This window comes from Azospirillum brasilense, from assembly GCF_001315015.1.
GTDB lineage: Bacteria > Pseudomonadota > Alphaproteobacteria > Azospirillales > Azospirillaceae > Azospirillum > Azospirillum brasilense.
Map to the genome: position 1 here is coordinate 1659816 of NZ_CP012914.1, position 20092 is coordinate 1679907.

Consider the following 20092-nt stretch of genomic DNA (forward strand, 5'->3'; position numbering starts at 1 on the left):
CAACAACAGTGATGGCGGTCGTATCCCGACATTCCAGGATGGACCCGGCCGCCAAAGATTCTTTTCCCTAAGCCTCTGTAAGGGATAACCAAGCCAAATGCACGGCTTAAGGATGATTCGACAAGCCGGATGCTGTTGGTGCACTCTTGTCACACGCGCGTGTCCGCCATGCGGGACGCGCAATGCATGAACCTAAGCGTAAAAACGCAAGAACAGGGTGGAGCTTAATATGAAATCGGGAATCCTCGCCGCTGCTGCCGCGGCCGTGGTGTTCGGCGCCGTCACCGGCGCCCAGGCCGGTCCGACGCTGGACGCCGTCAAGGGCCGCGGCTTCGTCCAGTGCGGCGTGAACGCCGGCCTTCCAGGCTTCGGCAACCCCGACAGCTCGGGCAACTGGACCGGTCTCGATGTCGATTATTGCCGCGCGGTCGCGGTTGCGCTGTTCAACGACCCGAACAAGGTCAAGTTCACCCCGCTGTCGGCCCAGCAGCGCTTCCCCGCCATCCAGTCGGGCGAGGTCGATCTGCTGTCGCGCAACACCACCGTCACGCTGACCCGCGACACCTCGGTCGGCCTGAACTTCGCCCCGGTCACCTATTATGACGGCCAGGGCTTCATGGTGAACAAGAAGCTCGGCGTGAAGAGCGCCAAGGAGCTGAACGGTGCCACCGTCTGCGTCCAGGCCGGCACCACCACCGAATTGAACCTCGCGGACTATTTCCGCACCAACAACATGTCCTACAACCCGGTCGTCATCGAGTCGAACGACGAGGTGAACGCTGCCTACTTCGCCGGCCGCTGCGACGTGCTGACGACGGACGCCTCCGGCCTGGCCGGCACCCGCGCCGGCGTGGCCCCGGTTCCGGACGACCACATCATCCTCCCGGAGATCATCTCCAAAGAGCCGCTGGCCCCCGCCGTCCGCCACGGTGACGACCAGTGGTTCGATGTGGTGAAGTGGACCGTCTACGCCACCATCCAGGCCGAAGAGATGGGCATCACGTCCAAGAACGTCGACGAGTTCGTGAACAGCAAGAACCCGGAGATCCAGCGCATCCTCGGCACCTCGCCGGGCATGGGCAAGGCGCTGGGGCTGGACGAGAAGTGGGCCTACAACATCATCAAGACCATGGGCAACTATGGTGAGATCTTCGAGCGCAACGTCGGCATGAAGACCCCGCTGAAGCTGGAGCGCGGCCTGAACGCGCTGTGGACCAACGGCGGTCTGCAGTACGCGATGCCGATCCGCTAAGGACGCAAAGGGGGACCGCGGACCACAGGGAGGCCCGCGGTCCTTCCTTTTTTGACGACGGGCGGGGCGGTTGCAGGGCGACAAGAATCAATGCCCGTGCCGCAGGCCCGTTTGGGAGACGATATACGTGGCGCAGGTTGCGGCGGACGTTCGGGAGGCGGCCGGCGCGCTTCTGCCATGCTGGTGAGGGGAGAGAACCGTGGCCAGCGAGACCCGGGACACCGCGCGCCCAAGCGCGCCTGGCGGTGTTTCATTTTCCCTCAGCGACCCGACGGTCCGTGCCGTGTTCTACCAGGTTCTGGTGGTCGGCATCGTCATCGCGGTCGGCTGGTTCCTTATCCACAACACGCTCGACAACCTGTCGAAGCGGTCCATCGCGACGGGATTCGGATTCCTGGACCGCGAGGCCTCCTTCGGCATCGGTGAGAGCCTGATCGACTACCACCCGCGGGACAGCTACGGCCGGGCCTTCCTGGTCGGCGTGCTGAACACGCTGAAGGTGTCGATCATCGGCGTCGTCCTGGCGACCGTGCTGGGCACGCTGATCGGCGTCGCCCGCCTGTCGAGCAATTGGCTGATCGCCAAGCTGGCCTCCACCTACGTGGAGATCGTCCGCAACATTCCGCCGCTGCTCCAGCTCTTCTTCTGGTACGCGCTGGTCTCGGAAAGCATGCCGCCGGTGCGGCAGGCGCTGAACCCGATACCCGGCGTGTTCCTGTCGCAGCGCGGCCTGTTCGTGCCGGTGCCCTCCGCCGACCCGGTGTGGGGCACGATGGGCTTCGCGCTCGCCATCGCGGTGATCGGCGTGATCTTCCTGCGGCGCTGGGCCAAGGCCCGGCAGGAGCGGACGGGCCAGCCCTTCCCGATCGGAACGGCGAGCCTCGGTCTGCTGATCGGCTTGCCGCTGATCGCCTACATCGCCGGCGGTGCGCCGACGGCGCTGGACGTGCCGAAGCTGCAGGGCTTCAACTTCGTCGGCGGCGTGGTCCTTACTCCGGAGTTCTTCGCGATTCTGGTCGGTCTGGTCGTCTACACAGCGGCCTTCATCGCCGAGGTGGTGCGCAGCGGCATCCTGGCGGTCAATTGGGGCCAGACGGAAGCCGCAAGGGCGCTCGGCATCGACAGCGGCAAGACGCTCCGGCTCGTCGTGCTGCCGCAGGCGCTGCGGGTGATCGTGCCGCCGCTGACCAGCCAGTATCTGAACCTGACCAAGAACAGCTCCCTGGCGCTCGCCATCGGCTACCCGGATCTGGTGTCGATCGCCAACACGACGCTGAACCAGACCGGTCAGGCGATCGAGGGCGTGGCGATGATCATGGGCACCTATCTGGTCATCAGCCTGGGCATCTCGATCTTCATGAACTGGTACAACAAGCGCATCGCGCTGGTGGAGCGCTGACGGCCATGACAGACAACGTCCATACCGCCAACGCCCCCACCGGTAGCATTCCCGACGAGCGTCCGCCGGCCAACACCGTCGGCCCCGTGGCGTGGCTGCGCAACAACCTGTTCAACACTTGGTACAACGCGCTCCTGACGATCCTGATCGCCTGGCTGCTGTTCAAGGCGATCCCGCCGCTTCTCGACTGGCTGATCTTCAGCGCCAACAGCTTCGGCACGCCGCCCCAGGTGTGCCGGCAGGAGGGTGGCGCTTGCTGGACCTTCGTCAGCGAGAAGCTGCGCTTCGTCATGTTCGGCACCTTTCCGTATGACGAGCAGTGGCGGCCGCTGATCACCATCGTGATTATCATCGCGCTGGTGCTGGCGAGCTGCGACCGCCGTTTCTGGAAGCCCTGGCTGGCCCTCGTCTGGATCGCCGGCCTGATCGCGGTGGGCGTGCTGATGTGGGGCGGCGTGCTTGGCCTGACCTACGTCGAGAACACGCTGTGGGGCGGCCTGCCGCTGACCCTGATGCTGTCGGTGGTCGGCCTGTCCGTGGCCTTCCCGGCGTCGGTCCTGCTGGCGCTGGGGCGGCGGTCGCAGCTTCCGGCCATCCGCGTCATCTCGGTGACCTACATCGAGCTGATCCGCGGCGTGCCGCTGATCAGCCTGCTGTTCATGGCGTCGGTGATGTTCCCGCTGTTCCTGCCGACCGGCGTGAACTTCGACAAGCTGCTGCGCGCCCAGATCGCCTTCATCATGTTCGCCGCCGCCTACATGGCGGAAGCGATCCGCGGCGGTCTCCAGGCCATCCCGAAGGGCCAGTACGAGGCGGCGGACGCGCTCGGCCTGAACTACTGGCAGGCGATGGGCAAGATCATCCTGCCGCAGGCGCTCGCCATCTCCATCCCACCGCTGGTGAACACCTTCATCAGCTTCTTCAAGGACACGTCGCTGGTCATCATCATCGGCCTCTACGACCTGCTGGGCACGGCCAAGGCGGCGTTGTCCGACCCGGCCTGGCGCGGCTTCTACCGCGAGGCCTATCTGTTCATCGGCGTGATCTACTGGGTGTTCTGCTTCTCGATGTCCAAATACAGCCAAAAGCTCGAACGCGACCTGCGTCGCGGTCACCGTCGCTGAGGGAGAGGGAAAAGAGATGACCATGACCCAAACCGCCGGCGCCGCGCGCAGCTTCCCCCAGGGGGAGCCGATCATCCAGTGCCAGGGCGTGCACAAGTGGTACGGCGAGTTCCACGTCCTGAAGAACATCGACCTGTCGGTCGCCAAGGGGGAGCGGATCGTCATCTGCGGCCCGTCGGGATCCGGCAAGTCGACCATGATTCGTTGCCTGAACCGGCTGGAGGAGCACCAGAAGGGCTCCATCGTCGTTGACGGCATCGAGCTGACCGGCAACCTGAAGAACATCGAGCTGGTCCGCCGCGAAGTCGGCATGGTGTTCCAGCACTTCAACCTGTTCCCGCACCTGACCGTGCTGGAGAACTGCACGCTCGCCCCCATCTGGGTCCGCAAGAAGCCGAAGGCCGAGGCGGAGGAGATGGCGATGCGCTACCTGAAGCGGGTGCGCATTGCCGAGCAGGCGTACAAGTATCCCGGCCAGCTCTCCGGCGGCCAGCAGCAGCGCGTGGCGATCGCCCGCTCGCTGTGCATGAGCCCGAAGGTCATGCTGTTCGACGAGCCGACCTCCGCGCTGGACCCCGAGATGGTCAAGGAGGTGCTGGACGTCATGATCGGTCTGGCCGAGGACGGCATGACCATGCTCTGCGTCACGCACGAGATGGGCTTCGCCAAGTCGGTCGCCGACCGCGTCATCTTCATGGACCGCGGTGAGATCGTTGAGCAGAACACGCCCAACGAGTTCTTCAACCACCCGCAGTCGGACCGGACGAAGCTGTTCCTCAGCCAGATCCTGAACCACTGATGCTCACAACCGCGCCGGAACGGCTTGTTCCGGCGCGGTAAACCGGCGCAACCCGCAAGGAACCGCTGGCGGGTTGCCCCGGTTTCGGGTTGAATGCAGTCCGTTCGTGCTGTTTGCCGCTGTGCACAACGGAGCCTGCCTGATGGAGCTGCTGAGTCCCCGTCCCGGAATTGGCCAGATCAAGCCCTACCGTCCCGCAAGACCACCGGAGGACGGCGCCGCATGGGTCGATCTGTCGCTGACGGTCAATCCGCTGGGACCCGGCAAGAAGGCGCTCACCGCCTACCGCCACATGGCGGCGCAGATCCACCGCTATCCCGACTGGTCGCAGGACCGCCTGCGCCACGCCATCGCCCGGCGTTACGATCTGGACGCCGGCCACATCACCTGCGCCAACGGCTCCGACGAGATGATCCACCTCGTGACCCAGGCCTTCGCCGGGCCGGGAGACGAGGTGCTGTGCCACGAGCACGGGTACCGCGGCTTCATGAAGGCGATCCGCGCCGCCGGCGCGACTCCGGTCATCGCCGCGGAACGCGATCTGGTCGTCGATGTCGAGGCGATGATCGACCGGGCGAACGAGAGGACGAAGCTCTGCTTCCTCGCCAACCCGAACAACCCCACCGGCACCTACATCCCGTCGGAGATGGTCCTGCGGCTGCGCGCCGGCCTGCCATCGCACACGCTGCTGGTGCTCGATTCGGCCTACGCCGACTATTGCCGCCGCGACAACTACAGCGACGGGACGGCGATCGTCGAGAACTCCGACAACGTGCTGATGGTGCGCACCTTCTCCAAGCTGCACGGGCTGGCCGGGCTGCGTGTCGGCTGGGCCTACGGCCCGGCGGGGGTGATCGAGGCGGTCAATCAGACGCGCGGCCCCTTCAACGTCGGGATTGCCGCCCAGGCCGCGGCGGAGGCCGCCGTCGGCGACACCGAGCATGAGGAGGCGACTTTCGCCCACAACAGTGCGTGGCTGCCCTGGCTGAGCCACGAGCTGGAGCAGCTCGGCGTGCGCGTCTATCCCAGCGTCTGCAACTTCATCCTGGCGCGCATCCCGACCGACCCGTCGCTCGGCGTCCAGGCGGTGCTCGACCATCTAGCGCGCCGCGGCATCCTGGTGAAGCCCACCCTGGATTACGGTCTGGCCGACTGCCTGCGCATCACGGTCGGGCGGGAGGACGAAAACCGGGCTCTGGTCGCGGCTCTGGGAGAGATACTGAGCTGACCGCCGGCTCCGCATCTGGAACCGGTTCGGGGATAGGGTCCGGATGCCGGGCGTGCTCGCGGGCGAAGATGAACAACCCGGAGCCGACGACGATCACGATGCCGACCAGCGACAGCAGGTCCGGCCACTCGTCGAAGAAGATCGCCCCGATGGCCAGCGCCCACAGGATCTGGCTGTATTGGGCCGCCCCCACCCGGTCGGCCGGGGCAAAGGCGGCGGCCAGGGTGAACAGGGCCTGGGCGGCGAAGGTCGTGGTGGCGAAGCCCACCGTCAGAATCCATTGCTCGCGCGTCGGCCACTCGAATCCGGGGATCATCAGCAGGCCGGACGCGACGGCGGTCGACAGGAACACCGTCCCGATCAGGGTAAAGCGCTTCTCGGAATGCCCGATCATCCGCCCGGTGATGACCACCACGGCGGAGCTGAAGGCGCAGCCCAGCGCCGCGAAATGGCCGGGCAGCAGCTCTCGGAAGCCGGGGCGGGCGACGATCAGCACGCCGATGAAGGCCGCCCCGATGGCCAGCCGCCGGCGCCAGCGCACCGGCTCCTTCAGCACAACGATCGACAGCAGCGTCACCAAACTGGGCATCAGGAAGATCATCGCGAAGGCTTCCGCGAAGGGAAGGCTGCGGAACGACATGACGCTGAGCGGGGTGGAGGCCGCCACGAAGACCAGCCGCACCGTCATCAGCCAGGGCCTGTTCCAGCGCAGCAGGTCGCGGACCCGGTCGCCTTTGGTCATGAAGACCGGGGAGAGCAGCAACGGCAGGATGTAGGCGAAGAAGGTGACCTCGAAGGGGTCCAGCCCATGCCCGATCGCCTTCACCAGCGCATCGCCCCAGGCGAAGAAGGCGAAGGCCAGGAACGCGAACAGAATGCCCTTCGTCATGGCGTCGGTGTCCTGGCGTTCGGAGCGGCGGAGAGCGGGCCGGGTCGGCCCGTCACTCGTTGATCGGAATGTGCGGGGCCGAGGTCCGCGGCAGCCAGCCGAGGAGGCGCGGATCGCGGATCTCGCGGGTCACATGCCGGATGGGAATGAACCCCATCGATTGGTAAAGCGGCAGCGCCTTCGGATGGTCGAAGGTGCAGGTGTTGACGAGAAGCCTCTTCGTCCCGCCCTGCCAGGCCAGCCGGATCGCCGTGTCGAGCAGCCAGGGGCCGAGCTTCAGGCCGATGAAGTCGGGGATCAGCCCGAAATAGGCCAGATCGGTGTCCTCCTCCCGCCGGTCGATCTCGGCGTAGCCGGCGGGCGTGCCGTTCACGTAGAGGACCCAGATCTCGACCCGCGGGTCGGTGACGACGCGTCCCAACTCCGGCATCGGCATGCGCCGCCGCTCGTGCCACAGCCAGGGCTCGCCCACCGTGTCGTAGAGATAGCGGTAGTAGGAGGCGGTCGGCGGGTTGGCCCGCACCAGCGCCACGTCACCCGCCGGGCGGGGCAGGGGCGCGTGGGCCGGCGGCGCCGTCATCTCCAGATAGGTGACGATGACGGACAGACAGCCGGGCGGCACCGGCGCTGCGATCTGGGAATAGGGCAGGGACGTCCGGGGAGGAGGCGTCAGGGAGAATCGGTCTTCAGCCATTTCTGCATCACGGTAACGGGACCGGTGGCATAGCCCAGCCGCTCATAGAACGCCACCACGGCGTGGTTCGTCGCGCGCACCATGAGTTGCGCCTTGGGCATGCCTGCCTCCACAAGCCAGCCCTCCGCCGCCCGGACCATTGCCCGACCGTGCCCGTGCCCGCGGCACTCTGGATCGACCGCCAGATAGTAGAACCAGCCGCGGTGACCGTCATGCCCCACCATGACGGACGCCACGGTCCGGTCACCCGTCCGGCCGATCAGGATCGTGGCGTTCGGCTTCGACACGGCGAGCGCGATGTCGGCCACCGGGTCGTTCCACGGCACCACGAGGTTGCAGGCGGTCCACAGCGCCACCACGGCGTCGCGGTCCGCCGCCTCGTAATGGCGGATGCTCAGCGCGTCGCTCACCGTGTCACCGGCTTGTTCTCCAGGGGGCCGGTTTCCAGCGGAAGGTCGCTGCGCAGCCCCCATTCCGCCCAGGACCCGTCATAGACGGCCACGTCCTCCTTCCCGGCCGCGGCCAGCCCGAGCGCCAGAACGCAGGCGGTCACGCCGCTGCCGCAGGAGGCGACGATGGGACGCTCCAGATCGAGACCGGCGCCCTTCGCCCGCTCCGCGATGGCTTCGGGCGGCAGCAGGGTCTTGCTGTCCGCGTCGATCAACTCGTTGAAGGGCAGGTTGAGGCTGCCGGGGATGCGCCCGCTGCGGCGGCCCGGCCAGGGTTCGGTGACGGCGCCCTCGTAGCGGTTGGCGGCGCGGGCGTCCACCACCTGATCCACCCGCGAGTCGATGTTGGCGAGAACCTCGTCGGCCCGACGCAGCAGGCCGGGTCGCAGCGCCGCCGTGAACGCCGCCGGGGCCGGGTTGGCCGGTCCGGATTCCAGGGAACGGCCTTCGGCGATCCATTTCGGCAGGCCGCCGTCCAGCACGGCGACGCGGCCATGCCCGAACAGGCGGAACATCCACCAGACGCGCGCGGCGGCGGTGGCCATGCCGGCGCTGTCATAGACGATCACCGTGTCGCCGCCGCCGACGCCGAGCGCCCCGACCTTGGCCGCGAAGGTCGCCTCATCCGGCACCATGTGCGGCAGAGGATGGGTGTCCGGCTGCGCCACATCGTCGATGTCGATGCGCACGGCACCGGGGATGTGCCGCTCCAGGAACTCGGCACCCGGGTCGCGACCGGAGCCGGGCATGAACCAGGAGGAGTCGAGGACGCGCAGGCCCGGCTGGCCCAGCCGTTCGGCCAGCCAACCCGTCGGAACGATCGGGCCGGGGAGGGTGAGCGTGGTGTGCGAATCGGTCATAGGATGTCTCCCCGGTCAATCACGCAGCGCGACGACCACGCGCCGGTTCTGCTTGCCCTTGTTCTCGATCTTCACGACGTCGAGCCCGCCGATCTCGCCCAACCGCTTCACATGGGTACCGCCGCAGGGCTGGCGGTCAACCCCGGCGATGTCCACCAGCCGGACGCGGCCGTGGCCGCGCGGCGGCTTGACCGTCAGGGTGCGGATCAGCTCGGGGTTGGCGTCCAGCTCCGCGTCGGTGATCCACAGCGAGCCGACCGGCGTGTCCGCTTCGACCAGCCGGTTCAGCGCCGCCGCGATGGCCTCCTTGTCGAGCCCCTCGGTCGGCACGTTGAAATCGACCCGGCTGCGCTCCGCCCCGACCTGGGCGCCGGTGATCGACGCGCCGGGCAGGACCGCGCAGACGAGGTGCAGCGCCGTGTGCATCCGCATGTGGCGGTGCCGGCGGTCCCAGTCGATCTCGGCTTCCACCGAGGTGCCGGGGGCGGGCAGGGCCGCGCCGGGCTCGGGCACATGGATCACGTCGTCCGGCCCGTCGCCCTTCACCGTGTCGACGATGCGCAGCGTGGCGCCGGCGACGCGCAGCAGCCCGGTGTCGCCGGGCTGGCCACCGCCGTTGGGGTAGAAGACCGTGCGGTCCAACCGGATGCCCCGCTCGTCCGCGGAGGTCACGGTGGCGGTGCAGGAGGTGGCGTAGGCGTCCTCGCGGAAGATCAGTTCCATGGAACCTCGGGTGCGTTTACGAATCCAGCCAATCGGGCACAGGCAGATTCTTCTCACGCAGGAAGGCCGGATTGAAGAGTTTCGATTGGTAGCGCTGCCCTCCGTCGCAGAGAATCGTCACGATGGTGTGGCCCGGCCCCATCTCCCTGGCGATGCGGATGGCCGCTGCCACGTTGATGCCCGACGAGCCGCCCAGCACCAGACCCTGCGACTTGATCAGGTCGAAGATGACCGGCAGGGCCTCCTCGTCGGTAATCTGCAAAGCCTGATCGACCGGAGCGCCTTCCAGGTTGGCGGTGATTCGGCCCTGGCCAATCCCTTCGGTGATCGAGCTGCCCTCGGCCTTCAGCGTGCCATGGGCGTAGTGGTGGTAGAGGGAGGCGCCCATCGGGTCGGCCAGCACGATCCGTACGTCCGGGTTGCGCTCCTTCAAAGCCAGCCCGACGCCGGCCAGCGTGCCGCCGCTGCCCACCGCGCAGGTGAAGGCGTCGATCCGCCCCTCGGTCTGGGTCCAGATTTCCGGCCCGGTGGTCAGGCGGTGACCCTCGCGATTCGCCACATTGTCGAACTGGTTGGCCCAGACGGCGCCGTTCGGCTCGGTTTTCGCCAATTCCTCGGCCAGCCGACCCGAATAGCGGACGTAATTGTCGGGGTTGGAATAGGGCACCGCCGGCACCAGGCGAAGGTCGGCGCCGATCAGGCGCAGCATGTCCTTCTTCTCCTGGCTCTGCGTCTCCGGCATCACGATGACGGTGCGGTAGCCGAGCGCGTTGCCGACCAGCGCCAGCCCGATGCCGGTGTTGCCCGCCGTGCCTTCCACGATGGTGCCGCCGGGGCGCAGCAGGCCCCGGCGCTCGGCATCGCGGACAATGGCCAGGGCCGCGCGGTCCTTCACCGAGCCGCCGGGGTTGAGGAACTCCGCCTTGCCCAGGATCTCGCATCCCGTGGCCTTCGACGGCCCTTCCAGCCGAATCAGCGGCGTGTTGCCGATGGAGCCGATGAAGCCGGTGCGGATGTCCACGGACTGTCTCCCGAATCGAATGATGAGCCGGGCAACACTATCGGATTGCGCACCAGGGAATTCAAGGTCGGCTTGTGAAATGCAGCATTGAACGAAATCAAATCGTTCTTTCTATTTCCCAATCCACTGGCCGCGCAGCCGGTCACGATTCCGCGCGAACCAGCCGAGCGCGATGATGGCGATGGAGTTGTTGAGCCGGTTCTCGTCGAGCAGCCGGATCGCCTCGTCCGCCGGGACGACCATGATGCGGATGTCCTCGTGCTCGTCGGCGCAGCCGCCCGTCGCGGCAAGGCCCCGGCTGTCCACCCGTCCGCAGAAGACGGTGACATGCTCGTCATAGGCGCCCGGGCTGGGGTAGTAGTCGCCGATCATCTCGATGTCCTGGAGGGTGCAGCCGGCCTCCTCCATGGACTCGCGCCGCGCCACCTCCTCGGGCGTCTCGCCTTCGTCCAGAAGGCCGGCGACGATCTCCGTCAGCCACGCCCGCCCGCCCGCCGAGGCCGAGCCGACCCGGAACTGCTCGATCAGAACGACGCTGTCGCGGTCCGGATCGTAGAGCAGGACGCCCACGGCCTGACCGCGCACGCAGACTTCGCGCGGCGGCAGGACACCGGTCCAGGAGCCGTCGAACTTCTTGTGGCGTAGGCGGTAGACGTCGATCTTCAGGTAGCCGTTGTAGGCTCTCTTCTTTTCTTGGATCTCGATGTCCGGGTGATCCACGGGCGGGGACTCCTTGGCTTGGGAGAGCACGATCCAAGGATGTAGCGCATCCGCCGGTCCGGGGCGAGGTGGCCGAATTGTCTTTCAGAAGCTCGGATTCAGCTTCAGCGTGCTGTAGCGGTCGGCGGAGGGAACGGCGACCGGCTCCAGCTTGGGGCCGCGCAGGAGTTCCAGGGGCACGGTCACGCCGGCCGGCCCGAGTCCCCAAACCTTGCGGTAGAAATCCGCCAGCCCCTTCGGCCTCTGTCCGGCAACCCCGACGATCATGTCGCCGGGCTGGATTCCCACGGTCGCGGCGGGGCTCTGCGGAGTGACGCGTTCGACCATCAGGCGGCCCTGCTCCTCGCGCAGCGTGACGCCCAGCCAGGGGCGAGCCGGCTCCTGCCTCCGCCCGAAGGCCAGAAGGTCGGCCAGGATCGGCTTCAGCGCGGAGACCGGAACGAACATGTTGCCGGGTATGCCGCCATGGGCCGGCACCGCGTCGCGAACGATCAGTGAACCGATCCCGACCAGTTCGCCCTTGCGGTCGATCAGGGCGGCGCCGTTGAAGCCCATGATCGGTGGGGTGGTGAAGATCGCCTCGTCCAGCAGATACTCCCAATATCCGGCGAACTCGCGTTTCGCGGCGATCAGCACCGGCTGCACCCCGTTGGACCCCTGGCGGGTAAGCACCATGGCGCGCTCCCCCTCCTTGATCGCGTCGGAGTCGCCGAGACGCACGGGCGCGGCGCTGAAGCCCATGCCGGCGCGCAGCAGCCCGAATCCGCTGGCCTGATCGTAGGCCACGAACTCCGCGGGATAGCCGCGCCCCTCGCCTGTGGTCACCTGGAGCTGCGACGCCTCCAGAATCGTGTAACCGATGGTCAGGATCAGTCCTGACCCATCGATGACGACGCCGGTCCCCTCGCGCTCCGTGCCGAGCGAGCGGGCGCTCTGGCTGTCGGGAAGGATGGTGGCGGAGATGCGGACCAGGGCGCCCGCCAGCTTCGCCGCGTCGAGCTGGTCCGCCCGCGCCATGGTGACGGGAAGAAGCGCCGCGAAGACGGCGGCAAGGACGCTTACAGGGAAGGCGATGGTCCAGGGGATGCGGCGCCAGCGACCCGTCATGCTTCCCTCCCGTGCCGGAGTCGAGTCGGGCGGAACGCCGGATTGCTCGAACCCCGGATTAAACATGAGCGCCAGCGCGCGTCCATCAAGGGGTTCCCTGATTCGACGGGGGTGGACGTGTCCGGGTCATGAAACCTCCGCCCGCCGGCAACGTTACCCGCATCAACGACACGACGAAGGACGGGACCGATGCCGATCAACAGCGAACGCGAACTCGAACAGGCGGTGGCGGAGTTCCAGCGTCTCGCCGACGAACCCGCCGGTTCGTCCGGCGAACGCCGGAAGCTCGAACTGGATGCAGACATCAAGGCCTTCTACGCCCAGCACGCCGACGACATGCGTAAGGGCAAGCCGCGCCACGAGTGACGCTCCCTCTCCCCGGAGCGCGCATTTCTTCATCGACGCGGAGGGGGCGGCTGACCGACACTGCCGCCGCTCCCGGACCGGGTCGTCGGACCGGGACGCAGCCGTTGAAGGAAGGAGCGCGTCCCCACGATGAAGCGAATCGACAATTGCTACACCTGCCTGTTCTGGGAAGGGCAGGGCATCCGCCAGAGGGGACCGAAGGGCCTGTGCCGCCGCTTTCCGCCGCAGGTGACCCCGCGCGACACGGAAGGGCGCTTTCCGCTCACCCTCTCCACCGACTGGTGCGGCGAATGGAAACGCGACATTGGCGACCCCGCCGGTGAGGCCGCGGACAACCGTCTGATCTACGACGACCCACAACCCCGATAGATGAATAGGACGGGGTTGCGTTGACATCGGCTGCACCGCTGCGCTTCGGTTCAGCGGCGCATGGGCGTAACCACCATTGACCGCTGGTTTTCCGGAAGCACCGCCTCGCCACGGAACAGCATCCGGTGCCAATCGACTCCCAGCAAGGCGACGGCCACCGCCATAGATAGGGCGATGATCGCCACCGCGCCGACCCAGCCACCGCCGCCCTGCCGGCCATCGGACTGTGACGTTCCGTCCTTCGGCGCGAGGGGATGAAAGTTGAGTGGAAAAATGGTCATGGGCCGCCTCCACCGCTGAACAGGCGCAATCCCGACTCGAAGGGCATCCGATCAAAGTGTAACGCCGGGAGGCATGCGGCGGCATCAGGCCTTCGGTCGGAACGCTCGTTCCTTCGGATGATGCCGAAAGCGGTGGAAAGAAGTTCCGTTATGAGAAAAGGCCGAGCCCACAGGGACTCGGCCTTTTCATCGAAGTGGCTCCCGGTGCTGGACTCGAACCAGCGACACGCGGATTAACAGTCCGCTGCTCTACCGACTGAGCTAACCGGGATCAGTCTGGCCGGCCTTTGCGACGCGCAACGTCCGGCGTGGGCGGCTATATAGCGGACCCTCCGACGCTTGCCAAGTCTTTTGATCGCAAAAAAAAGACCGATGGAGCAGGGCAGGGGGCTAAGTCCACAGGACGCGAAAACGCGGAAAAGCACCGGGCCGTTCAGGCACGATGCTTTGTCAAAGGCTTTGATTTCGCTGATGTCACAACCGGATCAAGGATGGAGGCACGGGCGGGAATCGAACCCACGTACACGGATTTGCAGTCCGCTGCATCACCACTCTGCCACCGCGCCATCCTTGCGTCCGGCACCCCCTAGCGGGAGCGCCGCGGCGTGGGAGCGGACGTATACTGCGGTTCACAGGGGTGGTCAAGCGCCTTCGTGGCGTTTTCTCGATGACCCGGTGCGGCGTTGTGTTCGTGAGACTTTGAAGATATATACGCGACAAGGCAGCGAGGCCGCGCACTACGGCTTGGCGCCGCGCTCCGTCCACCAGATTGTAAGCGACCGCCATGTCCGAATACGCCGCCGCCCGTCTCAACATGGTCGAAGGGCAGATCCGACCGAACAAGGTGACCGACCAGCGCCTGGTCGATGCCATGCTCGACATTCCCCGTGAACAGTTCGTTCCAAAGGCCGCGCGCGGCATCGCCTATGTGGACGAGGATCTCGCCATTGGCAAAGGCCGCTACCTGATGGAGCCGATGGTCTTCGCCCGCATGCTCCAGGAGGTGGGCATCGACGAGACCGACGTGGCGCTCGATATCGGAAGCGGTTCCGGCTACTCGACCGCCGTTCTGGCCCGCCTCGCGGCCACCGTGGTCGGCATCGAGTCCGACGCCGAGTTGGCCCGACAGGCGACGGAATCGCTGAGCGCGGTCGGCGTTGACAACGCCGTCGTTATCACCGCTCCGCTGACCGAAGGCTACCCGCAGCAGGCTCCTTACGACGTGATCGTCATTGAGGGTCTGGTGTCGGAGGTGCCGGACGGCATCCTGGCCCAACTGGGCGAAGGCGGGCGGCTGGTCGCCGCCGTTCTCGGTGACCGCGGGGTCGGCGAAGTGAAGCTGTATCAGCGCAGCGGCGGAGTCACCTCGGCCCGCACGCTGTTCGAGGCGCACACGCACCCGTTGCCCGGTTTCGAAGCCAAGCCGAAATTCGTATTCTGACATTCAGAGTGAGTGATCCCGGGGGCTTCGGCCCTTTTCGACCCGTCCCCCAGCCTGTCACCTTGCCTTTCACCGGCCGCGGTCCTGCGGCCTGCAGCGGAGAATCAAGGCATGCCGGCGCCGTTTGACATGGAAGTCGAGGACCTGAACCGCATCCGCACATCGGGTGACGATCCGCTGGTGCTCGACGTACGGGAACCGGGGGAGGTGGCCATCTGCGCTCTTCCCGACAGCCTCCACATTCCGATGGGGGCACTGCCTGCCCGCGTCGGGGAGTTGCCGCGGGACCGCGACATCGTGGTCGTCTGCCATCACGGCGGACGCAGCGCGCAGGTGACCATGTGGTTGCGTTCCCAGGGATTTTCCCGCGCCACCAACCTGAATGGCGGGGTGGATGCCTGGGCACGCCGAATCGACCCGAACATGAAGGTCTATTGAACATGACTGTGCGAAGCCGTTTCGCGCGCCATTTGATGGCGACCGCCCTCACGCTGGGGGTTGCCTTCGTCGGGGGCATCGACACCGCGTCGGCCCAATCCCTCGAAGACGCGCTAGCGCAGGCCTATTCCAACAATCCGGCGCTCGCCGCCCAGCGGGCCCGCCAGCGCGCCGTGGACGAAAGCGTTCCGCAGGCCCTGTCCGGCTACCGTCCGACCGTGCGAGCGACGGCGGGCATCACCCGCAACGCCACCAACAGCACCTTTCAGGGCGGCGAAACCGGTTCCGAGAACAACGCCAAGAGCGTCGGCGTCACCGCCACCCAGCCGCTCTACGACGCGACCGTAGGCCCGGCCGTCCGCCGCGCCGAGCGCACCGTCGAAGCGCAGCGCGCGACCGTGCTCGCCAACGAGCAGCAGATCCTGCTGAACGCCGCGGCCGCCTATCTGGACGTCGTGCAGAACCAGGCGGTTTTGGAGCTTCAGGCGAACAACGAGCAGGTCCTGCGCCGACAGCTCGACGCCGCCCGCGACCGCTTCCGCGTCGGCGAATACACCCGCACCGACGTCAGCCAGTCCGAATCGCGTCTGGCCGCCTCCATCGCCGCCCGCATCTCCGCCGAAGGCACGCTCCAGGCGTCGCGCGCGACCTACGAGCGCGTCGTCGGCTCGATGCCCGGCAAGCTGAAAGCCCCGAAGCCGAAGTTCAAACTGCCGGGGACGCTCGACGAGGTTGTCGAGATGGCGCGCTCGAACAACCCGTCGGTGCTGTCGGCCACCTACACTGAGGCGGCGCAGCGCGAGGCGGTTGACCAGCAGTTCGGCCGCCTGCTTCCGTCGGCCAACCTGTCGGCGCAGGCGAACCGCACCATCGACGCCGGTCGTTCGTCGGGCATCGACATCAAGCGGCAGGACGGCGCTCAGCTCACCGCCCAGATCACCATCCCGCTCTATCAGGCCGGCCTGCCGGAAGCGCTGACCCGCGAGGCGAAGCACACGGCGAATCAGGCCCGCCTGCAGATCGACGACACCCGCCGCCAAGCGGTCGAGGCGGCGATCAGCGCGTGGCAGGGGCTGCAGGCCGCGCGGGCGAGCATCGAGTCCTACAACTCGCAGATCCGGGCCGCCGAGATCGCGCTGGAAGGCGTGCGCCAGGAAGCCCAGGTCGGATCGCGCACCGTGCTTGACGTGCTGAACCAAGAGCAGGAACTGCTCAACGCCCGCGTCAACCTCGTCCGCGCCCAGCGGACCGAGATGGTCCAGGCTTTCACGGTCCTCGGCGCGATCGGCCAGTTGACGGCGCGGCAGCTCAACCTGCCGGTCCAGTATTACGATGCCGACACGCACTACAAGCAGGTGCGGAACAAGTGGATCGGAACCGGCGTGCCGGAGTGAACGCACTTGAGCGCCCTTTCAAGGGTGATCGTCCCCGGATGATCGAAACGGCCCGCCTCGGCGGGCCGTTTTTGTCTGGTGGCTTTTTACCCAGTCCTGCCCTAGTGTCCGCGTCAGGATGACGTCTCCGGGTTTGCCACGATGAGCGATAAAGGCCAGCAAGAACCGTCGATGGAGGAGATCCTCGCCTCCATCCGCCGCATCATCTCGGAGGATGGCGAACCCGCGAAGGCGGAAGCGGCGCCTCCTCCGCCGCCCCCGCCGCCACCACCTCCGCCGCCCCCGCCGCCGCCTCCCATGGAGGATGACGACGATGACGTTCTGGAACTCACCCAGATGCTCCAGGACGAGGGGAGGGACGAGCCCGACGAGCCGGAGCCCGATCCGTGGCGCGACGAGCCGTCCTTCGGCGGCATGGCCGATCCAGAGCCGGCGTATCATGCGCCGGACCCCGAACCGCCGCCCCCGCCGCCGCGACCGACCGCGAAACGTCCGGCGCCGGCTTTCGACGATTTCGACGATGACGAGCCGCCTCCGCCGCGACCACGCATTCGTCCGTCGGATCTCGACAACGGTCTGATCTCCCGCCGCGTGGCCGAGGAGTCGTCACACCATTTCACGCATTTGGCGCGCCAGCTCGGCGATGACCTGTCCATCGGTCCGATGCCCGTCGGCGTCCGCACCGTGGAGGAAGTCGTCCGCGAGCTGTTGAAGCCGCTGCTGAAGGAGTGGCTGGACGAGAACCTGCCGACCATCGTCGAACGGCTGGTGCAGCAGGAAATCGACCGGATGATCCGGCGTTCCCAGAAATTCTGAGCGGCGTCACGCCCGCCACGCATTCCGTTTGAATTCGTAAGCGAAAGTTCCTGGTGATGTTGGAAAAGACGTACCGGCCCGCCGAGGTCGAGGAAAAGCACTACCGGCTGTGGGAAGAGACGGGCGCGTTCGCGGCGAAGACCGAGTCGAACGGCAAGCCCTACACCATCATGATGCCGCCGCCGAACGTGACCGGCAGCCTGCACATGGGCCACGCGCTGACCTTCACGCTCCAGGACGTTCTGACCCGCTACAACCGGATGCGCGGGCGCGACGCGCTGTGGCAGCCGGGTACCGACCACGCCGGCATCGCGACCCAGATGGTCGTGGAACGGAACCTCGCCAAGGAAGGCAAGACGCGCCACGATTTCGGCCGCGACGCCTTCATCGACAAGGTGTGGGAGTGGAAGGCCGAATCGGGCGGCACCATCACCCGCCAGCTGCGCCGGCTGGGCGCCTCGCCCGACTGGCCGCGCGAGCGCTTCACCATGGACGAGGGGCTGAGCCGTGCCGTCCGCAAGGTGTTCGTGGAGTTGCACAAGCAGGGCCTGATCTACAAGGACAAGCGGCTGGTCAACTGGGACCCCAAGCTGCACACCGCCATCTCCGACCTTGAGGTCGAGCAGAAGGAGATCAAGGGCAACCTCTGGCACTTCCGCTATCCGATTGAAGGGGAGGCCGACCGCTTCATCGTGGTCGCCACCACACGCCCGGAAACCATGCTCGGCGACACCGGCGTTGCCGTGCATCCGGAGGACGAGCGCTACAAGGACCTGATCGGCAAGAACGTCGTCCTGCCACTGGTCGGCCGTTTGATCCCGATCGTCGGCGACGAGTACGCCGATCCGGAAACCGGCTCGGGTGCTGTGAAGATCACCCCGGCCCACGACTTCAACGACTTCGAGGTCGGGCGGCGCAACAACCTCGCGGCCATCAACATCATGGACCGTGACGCCCGCATCACCGGCGACGAGGTCCCCGAGGCCTACCGCGGGCTCGACCGCTACGAGGCGCGCAAGAAGGTCGTGGCCGAGCTGGAAGAGCTGGGCCTGCTGGAGAAGATCGAGCCGCACACCCACATGGTGCCGCACGGTGACCGCTCCGGCGTCGCCATCGAGCCCTGGCTGACCGACCAGTGGTACGTCGACGCCGCCACGCTCGCCAAGCCGGCCATCGAGGCGGTGGAGACCGGCAAGACCGTGTTCGTACCCAGGCAGTGGGAGAACACCTATTTCGAGTGGATGCGCAACATCCAGCCCTGGTGCGTCAGCCGCCAGATCTGGTGGGGCCATCAGATTCCCGCCTGGTACGGCCCGGACGGCCATGTCTTCGTCGAGGAGACCGAGGAGGCGGCCATCGCCTCGGCCAAGGCCCATTACGGCCAGGACGTGGCGCTGACCCGCGACCAGGACGTGCTGGACACCTGGTTCTCGTCGGCCCTGTGGCCCTTCTCCACGCTGGGCTGGCCGGACGAGACGCCGGAGCTGGCGCGCTATTACCCGACCGACGTGCTGGTGACGGGCTTCGACATCATCTTCTTCTGGGTCGCCCGGATGATGATGATGGGCCTGCATTTCATGAAGGACGTGCCCTTCCGGACGGTCTACATCCACGCCCTGGTCCGCGACGAGAAGGGCCAGAAGATGTCGAAGTCCAAGGGCAACGTCATCGACCCGCTGGAGTTGATCGACCAGTACGGCACCGACGCCCTGCGCTTCACCCTGACGGCCATGGCCGCCCAGGGCCGCGACATCAAGCTGGCGGTCAGCCGCGTCGAGGGTTACCGCAACTTCGCGACGAAGCTGTGGAACGCCGCGCGCTACACCCAGATGAACGGGGTGGCCCCGGTCCCCGGCTTCAAGCCGGTCGGGCTGACCCAGACGGTCAACCGCTGGATCGTCGGCGCCCTGGCGGAGGCGGCGAAGAAGGTCGGCGAGTCCATCGAAGCCTACAAGTTCAACGAGGCCGCCAACACCGCCTACGCCTTCACCTGGGGCACCTTCTGCGACTGGTACCTGGAATTCACCAAGCCGATTCTGAACGGTTCGGACGAGGCCGCCATCGCCGAGACGCGGGCGACCACGGCCTGGGTGCTGGACGAAATCCTGCATATGCTCCACCCGCTGATGCCGTTCATCACGGAGGAACTGTGGGAGCAGCTTTCGGACGACCGGGCGAACCGCCTGATCTCCGCCCATTGGCCGGAGCATGGCGCCGAACTGATCGACCCCGCCGCTCGCGATGAGATGGACTGGGTGGTGCGGGCGATTTCCTCGGTCCGCTCCATGCGGTCGGAGATGAACGTGCCGCCCGCCGCCCAGATCGAGCTGAAGCTGAAGGACGCCGGTCCGGAGAGCCTGAAGCGGCTGGACACGCACCGCGACCTGATCCTGCGCATGGGCCGTCTGGCCAGCGTCGAGCCACTGTCCGGCCCGGTGCCGAAGAGTGCCGTCCAGGCGGTGCTGGACGAGGCCACGCTGATCCTGCCGCTGGAAGGCATCGTCGACCTCGACAAGGAGCGGGCGCGCCTGACCAAGGAGATCGAGAAGCTGTCCGGCGAGATCAAGAAGATCGACGCCAAGCTGTCGAACGAGCAGTTCGTCGCGAAGGCGCCGGAAGAGGTGATCGAGGAGCAGCGCGACCGCCGCGACACCGCGGAACAGGCCCGCGACAAGCTGCAGAAAGCGCTGGAGATGCTGGCCGCCTGAGGCCGGCATCTGGA

Annotated in this window: 21 protein-coding genes and 2 tRNA genes; 12 read left to right on the forward strand and 11 right to left on the reverse strand. The window is 66.8% G+C overall.

The features are described from left to right. Nucleotides 1-229 precede the first annotated feature (229 nt). From AMK58_RS07660 to AMK58_RS07680, 5 genes are all read left to right on the forward strand, one after another. On the forward strand, nt 230-1252 hold the full coding sequence (locus AMK58_RS07660) for an amino acid ABC transporter substrate-binding protein (protein WP_035673801.1): 1023 nt from the start codon (nt 230-232) through the stop codon (nt 1250-1252). Nucleotides 1253-1451: 199 nt separating this feature from the next. Next, nucleotides 1452-2651: an amino acid ABC transporter permease gene (locus tag AMK58_RS07665; RefSeq protein WP_035673803.1), complete on the forward strand. Its 1200-nt coding sequence runs from the start codon at nt 1452-1454 to the stop codon at nt 2649-2651. A 5-nt stretch (nt 2652-2656) separates the two neighbouring features. Next, nucleotides 2657-3775 (forward strand): amino acid ABC transporter permease, encoded by a 1119-nt coding sequence (locus tag AMK58_RS07670; RefSeq protein WP_051140237.1) that lies wholly within the window; start codon nt 2657-2659, stop codon nt 3773-3775. A gap of 22 nt (nt 3776-3797) precedes the next feature. Further along, on the forward strand, nt 3798-4574 hold the full coding sequence (locus AMK58_RS07675) for an amino acid ABC transporter ATP-binding protein (protein WP_035673951.1): 777 nt from the start codon (nt 3798-3800) through the stop codon (nt 4572-4574). A 142-nt stretch (nt 4575-4716) separates the two neighbouring features. Continuing rightward, entirely contained in the window at nt 4717-5802 is a 1086-nt protein-coding gene (locus tag AMK58_RS07680) for a pyridoxal phosphate-dependent aminotransferase (protein ID WP_035673805.1), read from the forward strand. Here AMK58_RS07680 and AMK58_RS07685 read toward each other — a convergent pair. The 8 genes from AMK58_RS07685 to AMK58_RS07720 form a co-directional block, all read right to left on the reverse strand. Next, nucleotides 5738-6691, reverse strand: coding sequence for an EamA family transporter (locus AMK58_RS07685; RefSeq protein ID WP_035673808.1), 954 nt, complete (start codon nt 6689-6691; stop codon nt 5738-5740). The two genes, AMK58_RS07680 and AMK58_RS07685, sit on opposite strands and share 65 nt — an antisense overlap. A 52-nt stretch (nt 6692-6743) precedes the next feature. Then, complete coding sequence (locus AMK58_RS07690) at nt 6744-7385, reverse strand: GNAT family N-acetyltransferase (protein WP_035673811.1); 642 nt, start codon at nt 7383-7385, stop codon at nt 6744-6746. Then, the gene (locus AMK58_RS07695; RefSeq protein ID WP_051140238.1) at nt 7361-7795 is read right to left on the reverse strand and encodes a GNAT family acetyltransferase; all 435 of its coding nucleotides are present in this window, start codon (nt 7793-7795) and stop codon (nt 7361-7363) included. Before AMK58_RS07695 ends, AMK58_RS07690 begins: the two co-directional genes overlap by 25 nt. Further along, nucleotides 7792-8694: a sulfurtransferase gene (locus AMK58_RS07700; protein WP_059398784.1), complete on the reverse strand. Its 903-nt coding sequence runs from the start codon at nt 8692-8694 to the stop codon at nt 7792-7794. Before AMK58_RS07700 ends, AMK58_RS07695 begins: the two co-directional genes overlap by 4 nt. Before the next feature lie 15 nt (nt 8695-8709). Further along, nucleotides 8710-9417 (reverse strand): alanyl-tRNA editing protein, encoded by a 708-nt coding sequence (locus AMK58_RS07705; RefSeq protein WP_035673813.1) that lies wholly within the window; start codon nt 9415-9417, stop codon nt 8710-8712. Nucleotides 9418-9433: 16 nt separating this feature from the next. Further along, nucleotides 9434-10438: a cysteine synthase A gene (locus AMK58_RS07710; protein WP_035673815.1), complete on the reverse strand. Its 1005-nt coding sequence runs from the start codon at nt 10436-10438 to the stop codon at nt 9434-9436. A 111-nt stretch (nt 10439-10549) separates the two neighbouring features. Next, nucleotides 10550-11158: an NUDIX domain-containing protein gene (locus tag AMK58_RS07715; RefSeq protein ID WP_035673817.1), complete on the reverse strand. Its 609-nt coding sequence runs from the start codon at nt 11156-11158 to the stop codon at nt 10550-10552. 84 nt (nt 11159-11242) lie between these two features. Further along, complete coding sequence (locus AMK58_RS07720; protein ID WP_051140239.1) at nt 11243-12265, reverse strand: S1C family serine protease; 1023 nt, start codon at nt 12263-12265, stop codon at nt 11243-11245. A gap of 189 nt (nt 12266-12454) precedes the next feature. Between AMK58_RS07720 and AMK58_RS30825 the strand changes: the two genes are divergently transcribed. Together AMK58_RS30825 and AMK58_RS07725 are read left to right on the forward strand one after the other, a co-directional pair. Next, nucleotides 12455-12631 (forward strand): hypothetical protein, encoded by a 177-nt coding sequence (locus AMK58_RS30825; protein ID WP_167555886.1) that lies wholly within the window; start codon nt 12455-12457, stop codon nt 12629-12631. Between the two features lie 129 nt (nt 12632-12760). Further along, entirely contained in the window at nt 12761-13000 is a 240-nt protein-coding gene (locus AMK58_RS07725) for a hypothetical protein (protein ID WP_035673819.1), read from the forward strand. A gap of 50 nt (nt 13001-13050) precedes the next feature. On the opposite strand, the gene AMK58_RS07730 is transcribed toward AMK58_RS07725, so the two are convergent. From AMK58_RS07730 to AMK58_RS07740, 3 genes are all read right to left on the reverse strand, one after another. Beyond that, entirely contained in the window at nt 13051-13281 is a 231-nt protein-coding gene (locus tag AMK58_RS07730; protein ID WP_035673821.1) for a hypothetical protein, read from the reverse strand. A gap of 195 nt (nt 13282-13476) precedes the next feature. Continuing rightward, a tRNA-Asn gene (locus AMK58_RS07735) sits at nt 13477-13552 on the reverse strand. A 221-nt stretch (nt 13553-13773) separates the two neighbouring features. After that, nucleotides 13774-13847 (reverse strand) — tRNA-Cys (locus tag AMK58_RS07740). A gap of 218 nt (nt 13848-14065) precedes the next feature. Here AMK58_RS07740 and AMK58_RS07745 point away from each other — a divergent pair. From AMK58_RS07745 to AMK58_RS07765, 5 genes are all read left to right on the forward strand, one after another. Further along, nucleotides 14066-14722, forward strand: a complete 657-nt coding sequence (locus AMK58_RS07745; protein ID WP_035673824.1) for a protein-L-isoaspartate O-methyltransferase family protein — start codon at nt 14066-14068, stop codon at nt 14720-14722. A 111-nt stretch (nt 14723-14833) separates the two neighbouring features. Then, complete coding sequence (locus tag AMK58_RS07750) at nt 14834-15160, forward strand: rhodanese-like domain-containing protein (protein WP_079285609.1); 327 nt, start codon at nt 14834-14836, stop codon at nt 15158-15160. Between the two features lie 35 nt (nt 15161-15195). After that, nucleotides 15196-16554: a TolC family outer membrane protein gene (locus AMK58_RS07755; RefSeq protein WP_236778072.1), complete on the forward strand. Its 1359-nt coding sequence runs from the start codon at nt 15196-15198 to the stop codon at nt 16552-16554. Nucleotides 16555-16695: 141 nt separating this feature from the next. Then, complete coding sequence (locus tag AMK58_RS07760; protein WP_059398785.1) at nt 16696-17370, forward strand: DUF2497 domain-containing protein; 675 nt, start codon at nt 16696-16698, stop codon at nt 17368-17370. Nucleotides 17371-17426: 56 nt separating this feature from the next. Beyond that, entirely contained in the window at nt 17427-20078 is a 2652-nt protein-coding gene (locus AMK58_RS07765) for a valine--tRNA ligase (protein ID WP_175424463.1), read from the forward strand. The last annotated feature ends 14 nt before the right edge of the window (nt 20079-20092 follow it).